Raw genomic sequence first — 15,740 nt, 5'->3', positions numbered from 1 at the left:
TGGCCTTGAAGATGCTGCAGCGCATATATATCGTCAATCTTGATTCATATAATCAATATGAGAACGCCATGCACCATTCTGACAAATTCATGACAGCCGCTCACGCCGCTTCCGAATTGGGCATAAGCCGGGCAACACTTTATGCATATGTGAGCCGTGGACTGATCCGCACCAGCGGCTCGCCGGATGACCCCCGTCGCAGGCGCTACAGCGCAAATGACATTGAAGCCTTGAAGAAAAGAAAGGCCGTTGGTCGGCGGCCGAAACAGGTGGCGGCGACCGCGCTGGACTGGGGCCTGCCAGTGCTGGAATCCTCAATTACCGAGATCGCCGAAGGCCAGTTGCGCTATCGTGGCCGAGACGCCCTAACACTTTCACAGGATGCATGTCTCGAGGACATTGCGCGACTACTCTGGGATTGCGGCAACGATGATCCTTTCGCTGACATAAAGGCCGCTCCATCGCCATGGCCACACGCTGTCCTCGACCACGCCCGGGAGCTGCCGCTCACGGAGCGGTGTCAGACGCTCCTTCCTTTGGTTGAAGCTGGCCGCCTCACCGCCTGGCAGCGCGACAATCGCCGTCTATGGCCTGGCGCCGCTAACATGTTGCGAGCCACAGCTGCCGCCTGCGCCTCACGTCAGCCGGACAAGCAGCCAGTTCACCTGTTTCTTGCTGATGCCTGGCAGACGGACAGTATAGGCGCAGATCTTATCCGTCGCGCCCTCGTTCTGCAGGCCGACCATGAACTCAATGCCTCGACATTTGCCGTACGCGTCGTTGCGTCCACAGGCGCGTCCCTCGGTGCTTGTCTGAACGCCGGACTGTCCGCCCTGAGTGGGCCCTTGCACGGTGGAATGACCAGCCTTGTCGAATTGCTTTTCGATGAGCTGGAGCAGTATGGGGATGCTGAGCGAGTGATCGATCAACGTCTCCGGCGAGGTGAAACAATTCCTGGCTTTCACCATCCGCTTTATCCGGAAGGGGATCCAAGAGCGAGCGGTTTGCTTCCACATCTGCCGCCTAGAGCACTGCGGGACGAACTGTTGCAAGTCATGAACGAGACCGCCGGACAATTACCGACCTGTGATGTCGCTCTTGTCAGCCTGCGCCGTAGCTTAAATCTTCCCCGCGGTTCAGCTCTGGCCCTTTTCGCGATTGCTCGAACTGTGGGCTGGGTCGCGCATGCTCTGGAGCAAAAGCTCGATGGCAAGCTAATAAGACCTCGAGCCCGGTACTTGGGGCATTAGGTAAGTCGGCTTGATATGTTGCCTAAGAGCAGTTGAGAATTAAGGTCGTAGCAGCTGGAGGGGCAAGGTCGATTCGGGATTGCGAGCGTCGCGATTCTTTTCAACAAAACCTTATTAGGTCGTTCCAACAAGGGCGCCTTTGCATCGTAAATTACTCTTGTTCAATAGCCCCGACGCTAATTGCGCGCCTCCTCAGCCGGACACTCCGTTGTGGAAGTGAGCAAATCACGAGACAACCAGGAAAGAGTTTCAGCGGTATGATGGCCGTCAACGAATGCCGGCACTCACCATTCGATCCTTGAACCGTCATAGGCAAAAAACTGCCCTGTTTGTGCCGGTGTGAGACCATCGATTGTTTCCATCAGGCGCGCGGCAGACTGCTGCGGGGTGAACAAGTCTTTGCCCTTCGAAAATTGCTGGGACAGCTCTGTTTCGACTGTTCCGGGATGAAGCGCCACGATGATGGCCTGTGGGTTTGTGCGGGCGATTTCGATGGCTGCGGTTCGGATGATCTGATTTTGAGCGGCCTTGGATGCTCTGTAGGAGATCCATCCGCCCAATCTGTTGTCGCCAATCGAGCCAACGCGCGCGGACAGGGAGGCGAAAATGCTTCGCCTGTCTCTGCGCAGAAGCGGGGTGAAATACTTGAGCAGCAAAGCAGGGCCTATGGCATTGACCGCAAACTGCCTCGCCATGTGGACTTCGTCGATCGCCCTTATCGACTTTTCGGGACCGGCACCATCGACCGTCAAGGCACCGGTTGCGTTGAATATCAGGTCGAAGGAGCCGCGCTGAGCCTCCAGACGGGCGGCAACTTCGCGCACTGTGGTTTCGTTCGTTATGTCGAGACCATCGACGCTTCGCGAGAGCGGCAAGGCGAACGCGCAACGAGGGTCGGCCTCGAAGTGCGACAACAGGGCTCCACCAATGCCGCCGGATGCGCCCAAGACGATCGCCCTGTAGCCATTTTCAAGCGACTGCATCATCCATGCGCTCCATCAGCTGTTATTTCTGGACCGGAAACTCGAGCTTGCTGACGTCGTAGCCAAGCTCACGTGCTTTCATGATCATTTTATTGAGCTTGGTTTTGGACGGGATGTTGCGGGCGTAGATCCACACATCGCCGGTCGACGGGTTGGCGCTGATGAACCAGGACTTATCAGGCGATTTGTAGAAAACCCAATAATTGAATGTGATGAAAAGAGGGTAGCGAACGCGCATCTTCGCATTGGTTGATCCAAAATCCTCGATCTTACCGACGCCGTTCACCGTCTTGAGGCGACCATTCGGATTTCCCGCTCGACAGCCATCTTCTATCAGCACTTCATCCGCCGATGCTCCCTGCCGATAGGTGGAATATCCTGCAACACATCCGTCTGTCAGCAACATGGGTGTACGGCCGATTTCAAGCCAGGTACCGCGGTAATGATCGAGACCCACGGCAACTGGTTTGGGGGCTGCGGAAACCGCAGAACCGGCAAACACAAACAGCGAAAATGTCAGGGCACCAATCACGCGGTTACAATATCTAAGCATAAACTCCTCCTGTCGATGGCACGGCTCTTGTTCATATTTCGGTTCGCCGTGAAATGCCGGCATATCTAAGGGCGATAAAGACCATGAGGCTGGCGGCAGAGAACGCATTCAGATTGAGAAGCGTTGCAAGATCATCTGCCGACCAGGATTGCAGCGGCGCGCCCAGAAACGTCCGCGAGAAAAAGAAAGCGATGAAGACGAGGATTGCCATCGCATATTGCCAGAGCTTCTCGTCTGCGCGGAACGACATGGCTGCAAGCATGATGCAGGCTGCGAAGAAAAATTCGGTGCCAGAAGCCTGGCCAAATACTTTGGTTTCAAACAGCGTGTCGATTGTTCCCACCAAAGGGAGAGCGAGGCGCGCGGCCAAAGGGGATTTTTTCGCCAGGAATGGTATCGCGAGAAAGAATGGCACCGACAATAGGGTGACAAGCGATGCCATGGCTCCGTCATCGACCAGATACCACACGTAAAGCGGATAAAATGGCTTGTTGAGGATGATGACCCAGGCAACGGTTATGGTTGCTCGTGTCAGATCATCTCTTGCAGCAGACCCTGCATTTGCGGGCTGGCTAGCGCGGCTTTGAAGCTCCATCGGACCCAGATTCGTCTCCCTTTTCGCCTGAACACTGACGGCGCAAGCCATGTACGAAAGGCGAGCCAATTTGGTTTCATCCTGCCAAGAAAACTTATCATGTTCGTCACCATTGTTGCGACGCTGGGACCATACCCCGCCAATGAACCACGACTGAATAATCTCTTCAGCTTCCGTTCCAACGGGACCGTCTACAACAAAGACGTTCAACCGCGGTCTTATCCGCCTGAGGAGACAGTCATGATCCGTACGTCTTTCGTTGCAATTGCACTCTCCGCTCTCGTTGGCTTCACCGCCACGGCCCCCGCCATGGCCAACGATGTGCGCATCGAACAATATGGCTGGTCGAACTCTGCCGGTGGCGCACAGGAAGGTTATGGCAACCGGATCCGCACCTACCAGAACGGCGGCTATAACCGGATCGTCGGCCATCAATATGGTCGTCACAACCTTTCGGCTGTCGGTCAGGAGGGGCATGACAATTACGGCTCAACCTATCAGAACGGCAGCCGCAACGTGGCGGGCATCGGCCAGTTCGGCTCAAACCACACCACCATCCTGACTCAGGACGGCAACGGCAACATCGCGGCCGGTGTTCAGGTTGGCCGTGGCTGCAGCGCCAATGTGAACCAGGGCGGCAATGACAATGTCGCGGCCTTCGTACAGGCCTGCCCGTAAGCCGCCGCAGGCCTTGACGTGCAACTGGTCGAGATCAAGTCAACAGATCATCAAGGAGACTAGCCATGCCCTACAGCGTCACACATCCACGCCGCCTGGCGGCTATCCTTGCCGTTGCATTGCTTCCATTCGGCGCCATTGCAGCCATGTCGACCGCAAATGACCTGAGCGAAGGCAAGCTTTGCGAGATCAAGGCAACACCACAGGCGGGCATGGTCAGGCTGGAGGCCTTCGCAAAGGGCAACACCGGTGCTGGAGGTACCTATGCCTTTCACGTCGAAAATTCAGGAGGCAGCGGGAGTTCCGTCATCAACCAGGGCGGCGGCTTTGATGCCGCTGCCGGGCGTTCGCAACTTCTGAGTTCGGTAACGCTTGGCGCGAAGGGAGCGCAGTACAAGGCCGTGCTCGATCTCGAAATCGATGGCAGACACTTCAGCTGCACGAAGCAGGTTGGCGGCGACTAGGCTGACTTAAACCATACATTTCCACCAGAGAGGGCGCCGGTTGAGCGCCCTTTTCTTTGATCATCGTGCAGCGACTGAACGACATGTGAATGGGCAATTCCGTTCGGGTTCAGTTGCAGGATGCGAGAGTGGATCATCGGCAAGGGCACTGACAGAATGGAGATCAGAATGACCCGCAACGTGTTGAAACTTCTCACCGTTACTCTGCTTGTTGGAGGCCTTGCGCCGCTCGGATTTACGGCTCCCGCCCATGCCGGTGGCCGCATTTCCTTTGACCTCGCGCCCGGCAATTCCGGGGATGGGGATCTGTTCTCAACCGGGCTGCGCGCCTACTCGCTTTATCGCGATCTGAAAGACGCAGACATCCGGCAATTGGGCCGGGGAAATGCGGCAGGCATCGCCCAGAACGGTCGCGGCAATCTCGGCTTTATCCGGCAGCGGGGCAACGGCCATTCCGCAACGCTGCAGCAAAACGGCAATAACAATGCCTATGGCATTTTCCAGTATGGGCGGAACACCGAAACCAACGTGGAGCAGAACGGAGACAACGGCAGCGGCCTGACATTCAGCTACGGCTGGTAAGTGATAGTTTAAAGTAAGCTGAGAAACGCGGCAGGCTTCACGTCGTTTCCGATAGCTCGCCTTCGCCGCTCTCATCATTGGCACTATTGCCGCATGGACCGGCGGCGCTGTCGGTACCACGCGGAGCTGGTTTTACGAGCCGCGTCATGACTGAGACATGCGCAGCGACAGCTCTGATCGGGTATCCCGCCGTCGGCAAAAACAGAGAAAGAGCCGCGTCAGCTCAGGCGGTTCAAAAACAGAGCCGCCTTTGCCCTGATATCATGGCGGACGTCTTCGCTCATCCGGTACCATGTGGCATAGGGCTGCGCCAGCCGATGGTTGGATTTCAGCTTTTCACGGTTGCGGGCCAGAAAATCCCAGTATAGCGCGTTGAATGGACAGGCCTTGTCACCGAGACGCTCCTTGGGATCATAGCGGCAACTACTGCAATAGTCCGACATGCGATTGATGTAGTTGCCACTTGCGGCATAGGGCTTTGTTCCGAGAAAGCCGCCATCGGCGAACTGGCTCATGCCGATCACATTCGGCAGCTCAACCCATTCATAGGCATCCGCATAGACCTCGAGATACCATTGATGAACGGCCTTCGGATCAATGCCGGCGAGAAGGGCAAAGTTTCCCGTGATCATCAGGCGCTGGATGTGGTGAGCATAGGCATTTTCGATGGTTTCCGTAATAACGGTCGCCATGCAGTTCATGTGGGTTTTGCCCGTCCAGTAAAAGCCCGGCAGCGGCCTGTCGTTTTTGAAGAAATTGCTGTCGACATAGTCAGGCCCGGCAAACCAGTAGATGCCACGCATATATTCCCGCCAGCCGATGATCTGGCGAATGAAACCCTCGACGGCATTGAGCGGTGCCGCGCCCTCGTAGTAGGCGCGCTCCACCGCCCTGCAGACCTCCAGCGCATCCAGCAGCCCGCAATTGATGTAAAAAGACAGAAGCGAGTGGTTGAGATACGGGTCATCCTGCAGCATGGCATCCTGCGTGGCGCCGAAATTCATCAGGAAATCGTTTATGAAGGCACTGAGCGCCCGCTCGGCATCGGCGCGGGTGACGGCGAAACCAAAGTTCTCAAGCTTGCCGAAATTGTCGGGAAACAGCCGCTCGACGGTGTCGATGACATCCCTTGTTATCCTGTCCGGTGCGAAGACCGGGTGTCTTGGCCTCAGCAGGTCCGGCTTGGCGGGGCTGCGGTTTTCCGAGTCAAAATTCCAGCGTCCACCGACCGGCTCTTCGCCATTCATCAACAGGCCAGTCTTGCGACGCATTTCCCGGTAGAAATATTCCATCGTCAGGCTTTTGCGCCCGGCCGCCCAGCGCTCGAACTCGTCGTGGCTGGCAAGAAAGCGCCGATCAGGGCGGATATCGACCTCGATATTGAAGGTACTGGCGAAGCGCTCGATCTCTGACTTGACGCGCCATTCTCCAGCCTCGGTGACGCAAATCCTGGAAGGGGTCAGGTCGTTTAACGCCCGCTGCACCTCGCCGGAGAAGGAGCCCGCATTGTCGCGATCATCAATGCGCGTGTAGCGAACCCGGTATCCTTCGCCACGCAGTTCCTCGGCGAAGTGGCGCATGGCGGAAAAGATGAAGGCGATCTTCTTTTTGTGATGGCCGACATAGGTAGCCTCCGCCATTACCTCGCAAAGCAGGATCGTGTCGCGCGTCTTGTCGACCCCATCCAGCGAAGATAGGGAGAAAGATAATTGATCGCCGAGGATCAAGACCAGTTGAGACACCGACAATTTCCTTCAAACCCGACATAATCATCACCTGCGCAAGGTCACGGGCTAGACGCCCACTCCCTCTTCAGGGTGGCATAGATGAATTCGTCCCCCCAGGCGCCGGCAAACCGGTCATTCTCGATCAAATGCGCTTCTTTCCGCAGGCCAAGGCGTTCAACAACGCCGATCGATCCGTGGTTCAGGGCATCCAGCCGCGCGAAAATCCGGTGATATCCGAGCGTCTCGAAGCCGAGGCTTATCATGGCCCGGACGGCTTCCGTCGCATATCCCTTACCTGAGAAATCAGGATTGAAGACATAACCGACTTCCGCCTGCAAAGCTGCCTTGCTCGCAATTTTAAGCAGGACTTCGCCGATCAACGTGTCATCGTCACTGCGCGTAACGGCAAGTCGCAACGTATCGCCGTCCTCTTCAAACGGAGCCTCGAGCAGCGCTGCGAATTGCGTTTTCACCGCGTCATCCGAAGGCGGTGCGGCATAGAGGAAACGGTAGACGTCATCGCGCGTGTGGTAATCGGCGTATGAGGCGAGATCAGCGGCCTGGAATTTACGAAGGATCAGCCGGTCGGTCTTTATCGGTAGGTAGGTCTCAGGGTTCATTTATGCGCACTTTCAATAATGCGCGATATCTGGGGTCGCGGGCACCTGATCGCAAGAGAGACCTCCATCGAGATCGTTCAGAGTATCTGGTCCACCAATGCGCTAGTCGGAAAGGGTGGCCAGAAGCTCTCCGCCTCTGTTCAGCACGCTTGACCGAGGCGACACCGGTTCAGAACCGGTGGACGCAGGAGATGGTGTTATCAACCATGCACCGGGATAATCAGTCCGGATGTGCCGGGGATTGAGGCGAATTCCACTACCGGCTGCGAAGTGGAGCGCGCCCGCTGTTGCTTCCTTCGACAAAACCGCGCTTCGGATTTCATAGAGTTTTCTTTCGCCATCAAGGGCGAGCGTGACATCCTCAAGAGCGAAATCATCAATGCGGATAGCCTGGCCCGTGGGCGTTTCGAGAACCCACCTGTCGGAATCAACGAAACCGTCAGTATAGACATTGCCGGAGGAGGCACGCAGAAACGTGCCCTTCGGCAAGACAATGCCGTCGACGATATTCCCGTCGGCAAGGACACATCGGCTGAAAGCGGATACATCCCCGTCAGCCTTCAGGTCGAACTCCACCGGTTGTGCCGCATCGCAGCGCCAGCCACTTTGCAGGGTCACGCCGTTTCCCGTCACCCGCATCGTCTCCGGAACAAAGCCGACGGTCTCATAATTCCCGTTGGTTTTTATCGCGATATAGCGGGCGATCTCGACGGCATCGACATTCGCGACCCGCACGGGATGGGGGAAGACCGCGCGGTTGAAGGATTCCCTGGTGTCGGCCACGGCCAGTTCAAGTTTCGTGCCTTTGGGCATGTCGATCTGGCCAAGGCGCACCGGCTCCCCAAGCTCCGGGCGATAGCTAGACGCCATTTCCCTGTCATAGGCACGCATCTGGAGATAAAAATTACCGAACTGCCAAAGTGTAAAAATCGCAATGGCGGTCGCCAGACCATAGGGCAGCATCATCGGGCGCGCCCAGCGGCCTCCTGCGTATCGTGCAACCAACACCACTGTCCAGATACCCCAGACCAGTGTCGTGGCAAGAAGGAAGGCAAGCAAAAGCAGCGTTTCGACGGAGGGTAGTGCTACTGGGATCATGCGAACCAACGAAATGATGCGGATCGGTTGCGATCCTGACGGGCAAGATAGCTCTACCCGACGAATGGTACATTGTTCGACGCCCGGATCTGCCGGCAGGCACGCCACTGAATTCGATCCGGATGCCTCAGCCTATCGCAAAACGTCCGGTCAGGACGAAGGACGGGCGGCATATTGCTCGAATTCGACGAGGCTCGTCGGCCTCGCAAAAAGATAGCCCTGAAACAATCGGCAGCCGTAGGACAGCATCATCCGCAGCTCCGCCTCGGTCTCCACGCCTTCGGCCAGAACTTCCAGTGAAAGGTCGTGCCCCATCTGGACGATGTTTCGCGTGATTGTCGCCATACGCCCGCTTTCGGTCACCCCCGTCACGAAGCTGCGATCAATCTTGATCTGTTTGAGCGGCAATTGCCGCAGGTAGCTTAGTGAGGAGTAGCCAGTGCCGAAATCGTCGAGTGAAATCGTAAAGCCGGAACGATCAAGGAGCTTCATTTTCGCGATTGCTGCCTCTATGTCGAATAGGAAAACGCTCTCGGTCAGCTCCAGCTTTAGAAGCTGTGGCTTGATGCCCTGAGACGAGGCGGCATCAAGAAGCTGCCCGGAAAATCCCGCGTCGACGAAATGATCGGCAGTGATGTTGATCGACAAGGTGAGATTCTGGGTTGCCGGGTTCTCCTGCCATCTCGCAAGTGTCTTGCAGGCTTCGGCAATGACCCAAGCGCCGATTGTCGGCATGAAACCGGTTTGCTGCGCAAGCGCGATGAAATCGGCTGGCGGGATGTATCCCCGTTTCGGGTGGTTCCACCGCAACAGCGCCTCTGCGCCAAGCAGCGTGCCGTCTGCGCGGACCTGCGCTTGATAGAAAAGTTCAAACTGGCCATTCGAAAGCGCGGAGCGCAGTTCCAGGGCTTTTTTCGTATGACTGCGAAACTGCGCCTGCATGGCGGCGACACCGCCACACAGCATCAACGCTGCGAAAACGCTGTTGAACCAGGCGCTGATGCTGCGCACATCCTGCGGCATGGGAGTACTGAACGAAAACCGCGCGGCGGACGCGCAGAAATAAACAAAGGCCGCGAGACTTGCCGCGATGACCTGAAACTGGGCGGCGGAACGCTGGCGTTGAAAATTCATGTAGCCGACGAAGATGATGACGAGCAGGTAGAGATGCGTCGTCCTCGGTACGGTATCGTCGGAGACATCGATAGCGACGGAATACCAGCAGACGAAAAGGATGCAGGCGCTCTGAGCCAGGATGAGTCCGAGGGAAAAGTGGCCCACCAGGCAAGTCAGCCAGCACGGCACGATCGCAACCCCCAGAATGAGGAGACTGAGCGCAATGCCCCATCTTTCTGTGAGAATGAAAAACACGAACCAGCCAGTCGCCAGCGCCACGCCCATCCAGGCTGCAACTCGACACAGGAGAAGAAGATGCTGCGAATATTCCTCTCGGTCTTTTGTTTTCTGAAAAGGCATGCTGACCCTTGGCTTGGACTACGGGGCGAGCCCGCTCCTTGATGCAAAAGCCGAACGGAAGCTAGACGAGGTCGCCGAACTTCGCAGATTTCAAAAAACGGGGTTAAGCAAACAGGAATGAAATACACAAATTTTGCACGATCAAATCATGCACAATCAATCGCATATCCATTTTTCCCGCTTCGCCGGCCTCAGCGGCCTGCGCCAACCGAGGACACACCTTCGCCGCATCGCGACGAAGGGCGAAGCGGCGCCGGATTGGGTTCGCATGCGCGTGTTTGCAGCGATCTAGACGCGCGCCATGAGGTAGTGTCCAACGCCCCAGACCTTGCCGTCTTCGTGCCCGAAAAGACCTGCCGTCGCGAGGAAGAACAGTCTCCAACGACGTTCCCACAAGCGCGCATCGTTGCCATAGACCCGCTGCAGGATCGGTCGGATACGGTCGATCTCCCGGTCGAAATTTCCAAGCCAGTCGAGGGCCGTCCGGCGATAATGCGATCCCGACCAGCGCCACTCCTGTTCCACGGTGAACTGCGCCGGGAAACGGTGAGGAAGATCGAAGGCAGGCATGATGCCGCCGGTGAAGAAATGCTGCGCGATCCAGTCTGCCCGGTTGCCATGATCGAAACGATAGGATCGATCCCGGTGATTGAAGACGTGGAGGAAAAACTTGCCCTCGGGCGTCAGCCACGAGCGGACGCGCTCGAACAATGCCTGCCAGTTCGACATGTGCTCGAACATTTCCACCGATACGACACGGTCGAAACGCTCGTCAGTGGTGAAATCATTCATATCGGCCGTCACCACCGAGAGGTTCGACAGGCCACGCTCATTTGCACGTTTGGTTATATATTCGCGCTGCGAAGCCGAATTTGAAACGGACGTAATCCGCGCATTGGGAAACCGGCCGGCCATATAAAGGGAGAGCGAACCCCAGCCACAGCCGAGTTCGAGAATATTCATCCCGTCCTGCAATCGCGCATGGGAAACGGTCTCTTCCAGCGCCAATGTTTCAGCCTCATCCAGCGTTGTCTGAGCATTGGAATAAAAGCAGCAGGAATATTTTCTTTGCGCGCCAAGGACGATTGCAAAGAATTCAGCCGGCACCTCGTAGTGCTGCCTGTTCGCCTCGTCGGTGTGCGTGGCGACGGGAAATTTCGCCATATCAGACACAAAAGCATTTTCTTCCGCCGCCGGAACGCCGGCAAGTCGCCGTTTGGTACGGGCGCAGAGCATGTCGATGCCGGCAAGCGTCATATTGTCACTCAGCGGTGCGCGTTCGGCAGCATTGATGGCGAATGCGAGCATGTTCATGGCGTGTCCTCATTCTTGCGTGGCCCCGGAAAGAAGGCGTTGACGCGGTTTTGCAGGGCGCGGAATTTCTCTCCGCGTGATTTCAGCATGTGTTCTTCGAGCGGGGGAATGCCGGAGACGTGCACGAGCAGCCAGTACATCATGGCTGGCGCAGCAAGCGACAGCCATGACCACGGCTGCGCATGGATGGCCAACAACGGAAAGCCGCACCAGAAAAGCCACTCGAAAAAGTAGTTGGGATGACGCGAATAACGCCACAGACCAGTCTCGCAAACGCCAGTTTTGGCCTCCGGGGTTTTTCTGAACTGTGAAAGCTGTGCATCGGAGGTCGCTTCGCCGACAAGCGCACCAGCCGCGACGATCAACGCTATCACATCGATAATGCTTGGAAATGGCAAAGGATTGCTGGCGGCAAGATAGACGGCGAGAACCAGCACAAAGGCGGCAACGGCCTGGATCTGGAGAAAAGCGAAAAGCCGCAACGAGGCATTGCTGCCCCATTCTTCTATAAGCTTCGCGTAACGTGGATCTTCGCCACCTCCCCTCGTCCGCATGCCGATGTGTCCAGCGAGCCGCAGCGACCACACCAATACAAGAAAGAGAACCGCTCCCCGGCGCCAGCTATCTCCATCGGAAAACAAGACGGCAACCACGCCGCCGAGCCCGACACTCGCAGACCAGACGGTGTCAATCCAGCCACTCGATCCTGTGTAACGCTGCAACGCCCAGGCTGCTGCCATCAGAAGCGACATCAGCACGGCAAGGGCCACCACAACAGACATCATCACCATTCCGCTCACTGTATTCGAAGGACTTCAGACCAAGTTTCTAGTGGCAACTACGGGCGAGACGGCAAAAGAGTTTCAGGCGCCTGACAAAATTCTGAAAAATTTGTGTGCCGCTGAAACTTATCGATCCGCTCCCTCGTATCTGTCTCAGGCCGTAAAACTGAATTGTGAATGCAATAGCGAGGAACCATGTTCGATACCGAAGCCAAAAGAAAAGACAGCCGGCGAAACATCGCCGTGATCGGAACAGGCATTTCCGGTCTGTCTGCGGCCTGGCTTTTGTCGAAACGGCATGATGTCACGGTTTTCGAGGCTGCGGACCGCGTCGGCGGCCACAGCAACACCGTGACGTTCAAAACTGAACAAGGTGTGGTGTCTGTCGATACGGGGTTCATCGTCTATAATGAGGTGACGTATCCCAATCTGACGGCACTTTTCAAAACGCTGGGAGTGACGACCGCGGCATCCGACATGTCCTTTGCCGTTTCACTGGATGATGGCGGTTTCGAATATTCCGGCGGCTCTGGCTTTGGCCTTTTGGCGCAAAAGAGAAATGCCGTCAGACCGCGCTTCTGGGCAATGCTTGCCGACCTCTTGCGCTTTTATCGCAATGCCCCGCGCGATCTGCCGATGATGGGCGACATGTCGCTCGATGAGTATCTTTCTCAAAACAACTATGGCGACGCCTTTCGCAACGATCATCTTTACCCGATGGCAGCAGCCATATGGTCTACCCCGGCCATGGAAGTCGGCCGTTACCCGGCAGCACATTTCGTGAAGTTCTGCAGCAATCACGGCCTGCTGTTGCTGCGCAACCGGCCCGTCTGGCGCACCGTTGTTGGCGGCAGCCAGGAATATGTGAAACGACTCACTGCGCCATTCGCCGATCGCATTCGGCTCTCGACACCTGTGACGCGCATCCACCGCCTGGCGGACGGGGTCGAGATCGCCAACACTAACGGCGAATTCGAACGGTTCGACGATGTGGTGATTGCCACACACGCAGATCAGGCGCTGGAGATGCTGACGGACGCGACGCAAGCCGAACGGCGCATTCTCGGCGCGTTTGGCTATACGAAAAACAGGGCGGTACTGCACACGGACAGCAGTTTCATGCCCCGCAGGCGCACCGCCTGGTCAAGCTGGAACTATGTGGCCGATACACGCATTGAAACGGGGCAGCCGAGCATCACCTACTGGATGAACAAGCTTCAGCCTCTGGGTGCAATCCCTGACACCTTCGTAACGCTGAACCCGACGCGCGAACCGGAAAAGGGAAAAATCATCACCGAGGAAACCTACCACCATCCTGTTTTTGATGCCGGCACCGAGCAGATGAGGCAGGAACTGTGGGCCTTGCAGGGTTTGAGAAACACCTGGTTCTGCGGCGCCTATTTTGGCTCGGGTTTTCATGAAGACGGCATTCAGGCAGGGCTTGCCGTCGCCGAGGATCTGGGCGGCCTGTCAAGGCCCTGGAAGGTTACCGATGATAGCGGCCGGATCGTCCGTCTGAATTTGGCTTCGCGGAAAAGAACGATCAAACTCGTTGAGGCGATCCCATGACGTCTCATTTCTCCTCCGCCCTTTTTCCCGGACATGTCATGCATGCGCGCTTCAAGCCGAAAGCGCACCGGCTCGCCTATCGCATTTACTCGCTGCTTCTCGACCTTGATGAACTTGATGCGCTTGACCGTAAGCTGCGGCTGTTCTCCGTCGATCGTTTCAACCTGTTTTCCTTTCACCGCCGGGACCGCGGCGACGGGAGCAAGATGGAATTGCGCAACCAGATCGAAAACGCCATGACGGCCGCAGGCATGACCGTCGATGGTGGTCCGATCCGTCTGCTCACCATGCCGCGCATCCTTGGCTGGGCCTTCAATCCACTCAGCGTGTTTTTCTGCCACGGCCGGAACGGGTCTCTCAAAGCCATTCTCTGGGAAGTCGACAATACGTTCGGCGAGCGGCATTCCTACCTTATCCCGGTGGAGACCGAAGGTGCGGCCGAGATCGTCCAGCGCTGCGACAAGGCCTTCTATGTCTCGCCCTTCATGGACATGGATCTCCGTTATGTATTCCGGGTCATTCCACCCGGCGACAAGCTGAAGATCGTTATCGATACATTTGACGACGAGGGGCCAGTCCTGACTGCAAGGCATCTGGCGCGGCGTGTCGAGCTGACCGATGGCGCGCTGCTGAAGGCGTTTGTCAGCATCCCCTTTCTTACCCTCAAGGTTGTTGCCGGCATCCATTGGGAAGCACTTAAAATATGGCTCAAGGGTGTGCGGTTGAGAAAACGACCGCGTCCACCTTCTGCCCCTGTCTCCTTCATTCACCCATCACCATCGCAAATCGAGGCCAAACTTCATGACCCCGTTTGACAATCTCAACGAACTATCGCTGGAAAACACGCAGATGCGGCAACGCACCGGTCCCGAAGGCTGGCTCATGGCCAAGCTCTTGAACAACGTCTCCAAAGGCAGACTGCGCGTCATGCTTCCCGGTGGCGGCGTGATTGAGAAATCCGGGGAACATGAGGGCACCGAGGCGACGCTTGTTCTCCATCGCTGGCGCGCGCTACGGCGGCTCATCCTCAATGGCGACATCGGTTTTGCCGAGGGTTACATCGAAGACGACTGGTCCACACCGGATCTGACCGCCCTGATCCGTTTTGCGGCACAGAACAACGACGCTTTCGGGGGATCGACGCGCGGTAGCCTGCCCATGCGCCTCATCAATCGCCTTGGCCACCGGCTGAACGCCAATACAAAGCGCGGCAGCCGCCGCAACATCGAGGCCCATTACGATCTCGGCAACGAATTCTACCGGCAATGGCTCGATTCCTCGATGCTCTATTCGTCGGCGATTTTCGACGATACGACGCCAACGCTTGAGGCGGCCCAACTCAAAAAACTCAACCGCATCGTCGACAAGCTGCAATTGAGCGGCGGTGAGAGCGTATTGGAGATTGGCTGCGGCTGGGGCGCGCTTGCAATCCACCTCGCGACCCAGGCGGATGCCAACGTTACCGGCCTCACCCTTTCGCCATCTCAGTTGAATTGGGCAAAGGCGGCAGCGGAGAAAACCGACAAGGCTGAGCATATCGATCTCAGGCTCGAGGACTACCGCGATGTCGAAGGCAAGTTCGACCGCATCGTTTCCGTCGAGATGTTCGAAGCGGTCGGTGAGGCCTATTGGCCGAGCTATTTCGAAACACTGAAGCGCTGCCTGAAACCCGGCGGGCGCGCGGTGCTGCAAATCATCTCCATTGAACCTGCCCGGTTCGATAATTACCGGCGAAATGCTGACTTCATCCAGAAATACATCTTTCCGGGCGGCTTCCTGCCATCTGACGAAGCCCTTGAAAGAGCAATCGGCAGAGCGGGTCTGAGCCTCAACGATACCGAGCTTTTCGGCCAGTCCTATGCCCGCACGCTGGCGGAATGGCGCCAGCGTTTCCATGCGCGCTGGCAGACAATCTCGCTGCTGGGTTTCGATGATCGCTTCAGGCGGCTCTGGGATTATTACCTTTGCTACTGCGAAGCCGGCTTTACCGAGGGAACCATCAATGTTGGCTTCTACACGATCGAGCACAAATAAAGCGGGGCAACAACT

The 15,740-nt window shown here is 56.9% G+C and carries 17 protein-coding genes; 8 read left to right on the top strand and 9 right to left on the bottom strand.

The annotated features are described in order from the left end of the window. The first annotated feature begins 11 nt into the window (after positions 1–11). On the top strand, positions 12–1,250 hold the full coding sequence (locus ACQZ6D_RS22890) for a citrate/2-methylcitrate synthase (RefSeq protein WP_448742092.1): 1,239 nt from the start codon (positions 12–14) through the stop codon (positions 1,248–1,250). 284 nt (positions 1,251–1,534) lie between these two features. On the opposite strand, the gene ACQZ6D_RS22885 is transcribed toward ACQZ6D_RS22890, so the two are convergent. From ACQZ6D_RS22885 to ACQZ6D_RS22875, 3 genes are read right to left on the bottom strand one after another with little or no spacing between them, the layout of a single operon-like run. After that, complete coding sequence (locus ACQZ6D_RS22885; protein WP_162687007.1) at positions 1,535–2,236, bottom strand: SDR family oxidoreductase; 702 nt, start codon at positions 2,234–2,236, stop codon at positions 1,535–1,537. A 19-nt stretch (positions 2,237–2,255) separates the two neighbouring features. Next, entirely contained in the window at positions 2,256–2,786 is a 531-nt protein-coding gene (locus ACQZ6D_RS22880; protein ID WP_448730125.1) for a lipocalin family protein, read from the bottom strand. A 31-nt stretch (positions 2,787–2,817) separates the two neighbouring features. Next, entirely contained in the window at positions 2,818–3,591 is a 774-nt protein-coding gene (locus ACQZ6D_RS22875) for a hypothetical protein (RefSeq protein WP_448730022.1), read from the bottom strand. A gap of 30 nt (positions 3,592–3,621) precedes the next feature. Between ACQZ6D_RS22875 and ACQZ6D_RS22870 the strand changes: the two genes are divergently transcribed. The 3 genes from ACQZ6D_RS22870 to ACQZ6D_RS22860 all read left to right on the top strand — a co-directional run bounded on the left by ACQZ6D_RS22870 (position 3,622) and on the right by ACQZ6D_RS22860 (position 5,105). After that, positions 3,622–4,059 carry a curlin gene (locus ACQZ6D_RS22870; protein WP_013761025.1) on the top strand — a complete coding sequence of 146 codons (438 nt, stop codon included), beginning with the start codon at positions 3,622–3,624 and terminating at the stop codon, positions 4,057–4,059. 65 nt (positions 4,060–4,124) lie between these two features. Then, positions 4,125–4,523 carry a curli-like amyloid fiber formation chaperone CsgH gene (gene csgH, locus ACQZ6D_RS22865; RefSeq protein ID WP_111783920.1) on the top strand — a complete coding sequence of 133 codons (399 nt, stop codon included), beginning with the start codon at positions 4,125–4,127 and terminating at the stop codon, positions 4,521–4,523. Positions 4,524–4,691: 168 nt separating this feature from the next. Further along, positions 4,692–5,105 carry a curlin gene (locus ACQZ6D_RS22860; protein ID WP_162685982.1) on the top strand — a complete coding sequence of 138 codons (414 nt, stop codon included), beginning with the start codon at positions 4,692–4,694 and terminating at the stop codon, positions 5,103–5,105. A 218-nt stretch (positions 5,106–5,323) separates the two neighbouring features. Here the strand turns inward: ACQZ6D_RS22860 and phrB are convergent, their stop codons facing one another. From phrB to ACQZ6D_RS22840, 4 genes are all read right to left on the bottom strand, one after another. Next, positions 5,324–6,847, bottom strand: coding sequence for a (6-4)DNA photolyase (gene phrB, locus ACQZ6D_RS22855; protein WP_448730023.1), 1,524 nt, complete (start codon positions 6,845–6,847; stop codon positions 5,324–5,326). A 44-nt stretch (positions 6,848–6,891) separates the two neighbouring features. After that, complete coding sequence (locus ACQZ6D_RS22850; RefSeq protein WP_111803113.1) at positions 6,892–7,452, bottom strand: GNAT family N-acetyltransferase; 561 nt, start codon at positions 7,450–7,452, stop codon at positions 6,892–6,894. A 102-nt stretch (positions 7,453–7,554) separates the two neighbouring features. After that, positions 7,555–8,550 (bottom strand): hypothetical protein, encoded by a 996-nt coding sequence (locus ACQZ6D_RS22845; RefSeq protein WP_111803114.1) that lies wholly within the window; start codon positions 8,548–8,550, stop codon positions 7,555–7,557. Between the two features lie 150 nt (positions 8,551–8,700). Further along, positions 8,701–10,026, bottom strand: coding sequence for a putative bifunctional diguanylate cyclase/phosphodiesterase (locus tag ACQZ6D_RS22840; RefSeq protein ID WP_448730024.1), 1,326 nt, complete (start codon positions 10,024–10,026; stop codon positions 8,701–8,703). Between the two features lie 148 nt (positions 10,027–10,174). On the opposite strand from ACQZ6D_RS22840, the gene ACQZ6D_RS22835 reads away from it, so the two are divergent. Next, positions 10,175–10,318: a hypothetical protein gene (locus ACQZ6D_RS22835; RefSeq protein ID WP_174006401.1), complete on the top strand. Its 144-nt coding sequence runs from the start codon at positions 10,175–10,177 to the stop codon at positions 10,316–10,318. Here ACQZ6D_RS22835 and ACQZ6D_RS22830 read toward each other — a convergent pair. Next, on the bottom strand, positions 10,315–11,340 hold the full coding sequence (locus tag ACQZ6D_RS22830; RefSeq protein WP_111803116.1) for an SAM-dependent methyltransferase: 1,026 nt from the start codon (positions 11,338–11,340) through the stop codon (positions 10,315–10,317). The two genes, ACQZ6D_RS22835 and ACQZ6D_RS22830, sit on opposite strands and share 4 nt — an antisense overlap. Beyond that, positions 11,337–12,125: a DUF1295 domain-containing protein gene (locus ACQZ6D_RS22825; RefSeq protein WP_065661970.1), complete on the bottom strand. Its 789-nt coding sequence runs from the start codon at positions 12,123–12,125 to the stop codon at positions 11,337–11,339. Before ACQZ6D_RS22825 ends, ACQZ6D_RS22830 begins: the two co-directional genes overlap by 4 nt. A gap of 192 nt (positions 12,126–12,317) precedes the next feature. On the opposite strand from ACQZ6D_RS22825, the gene ACQZ6D_RS22820 reads away from it, so the two are divergent. Genes ACQZ6D_RS22820 through ACQZ6D_RS22810 form a run of 3 tightly spaced genes read left to right on the top strand, consistent with a single transcriptional unit; the run spans position 12,318 to position 15,725 of the window. Further along, positions 12,318–13,691: an NAD(P)/FAD-dependent oxidoreductase gene (locus ACQZ6D_RS22820; protein WP_111803117.1), complete on the top strand. Its 1,374-nt coding sequence runs from the start codon at positions 12,318–12,320 to the stop codon at positions 13,689–13,691. Beyond that, complete coding sequence (locus ACQZ6D_RS22815; RefSeq protein WP_111803118.1) at positions 13,688–14,506, top strand: DUF1365 domain-containing protein; 819 nt, start codon at positions 13,688–13,690, stop codon at positions 14,504–14,506. The genes ACQZ6D_RS22820 and ACQZ6D_RS22815 overlap by 4 nt, the downstream gene beginning before the upstream one ends. Further along, positions 14,493–15,725 (top strand): SAM-dependent methyltransferase, encoded by a 1,233-nt coding sequence (locus ACQZ6D_RS22810; protein WP_111803119.1) that lies wholly within the window; start codon positions 14,493–14,495, stop codon positions 15,723–15,725. Before ACQZ6D_RS22815 ends, ACQZ6D_RS22810 begins: the two co-directional genes overlap by 14 nt. Positions 15,726–15,740 lie beyond the last annotated feature (15 nt).

The organism is Agrobacterium sp. 22-3639C2 (assembly GCF_053522105.1).
Note: the sequence above shows the minus strand (reverse complement) of the source record. Positions and strands in the feature narration are given on the sequence as shown.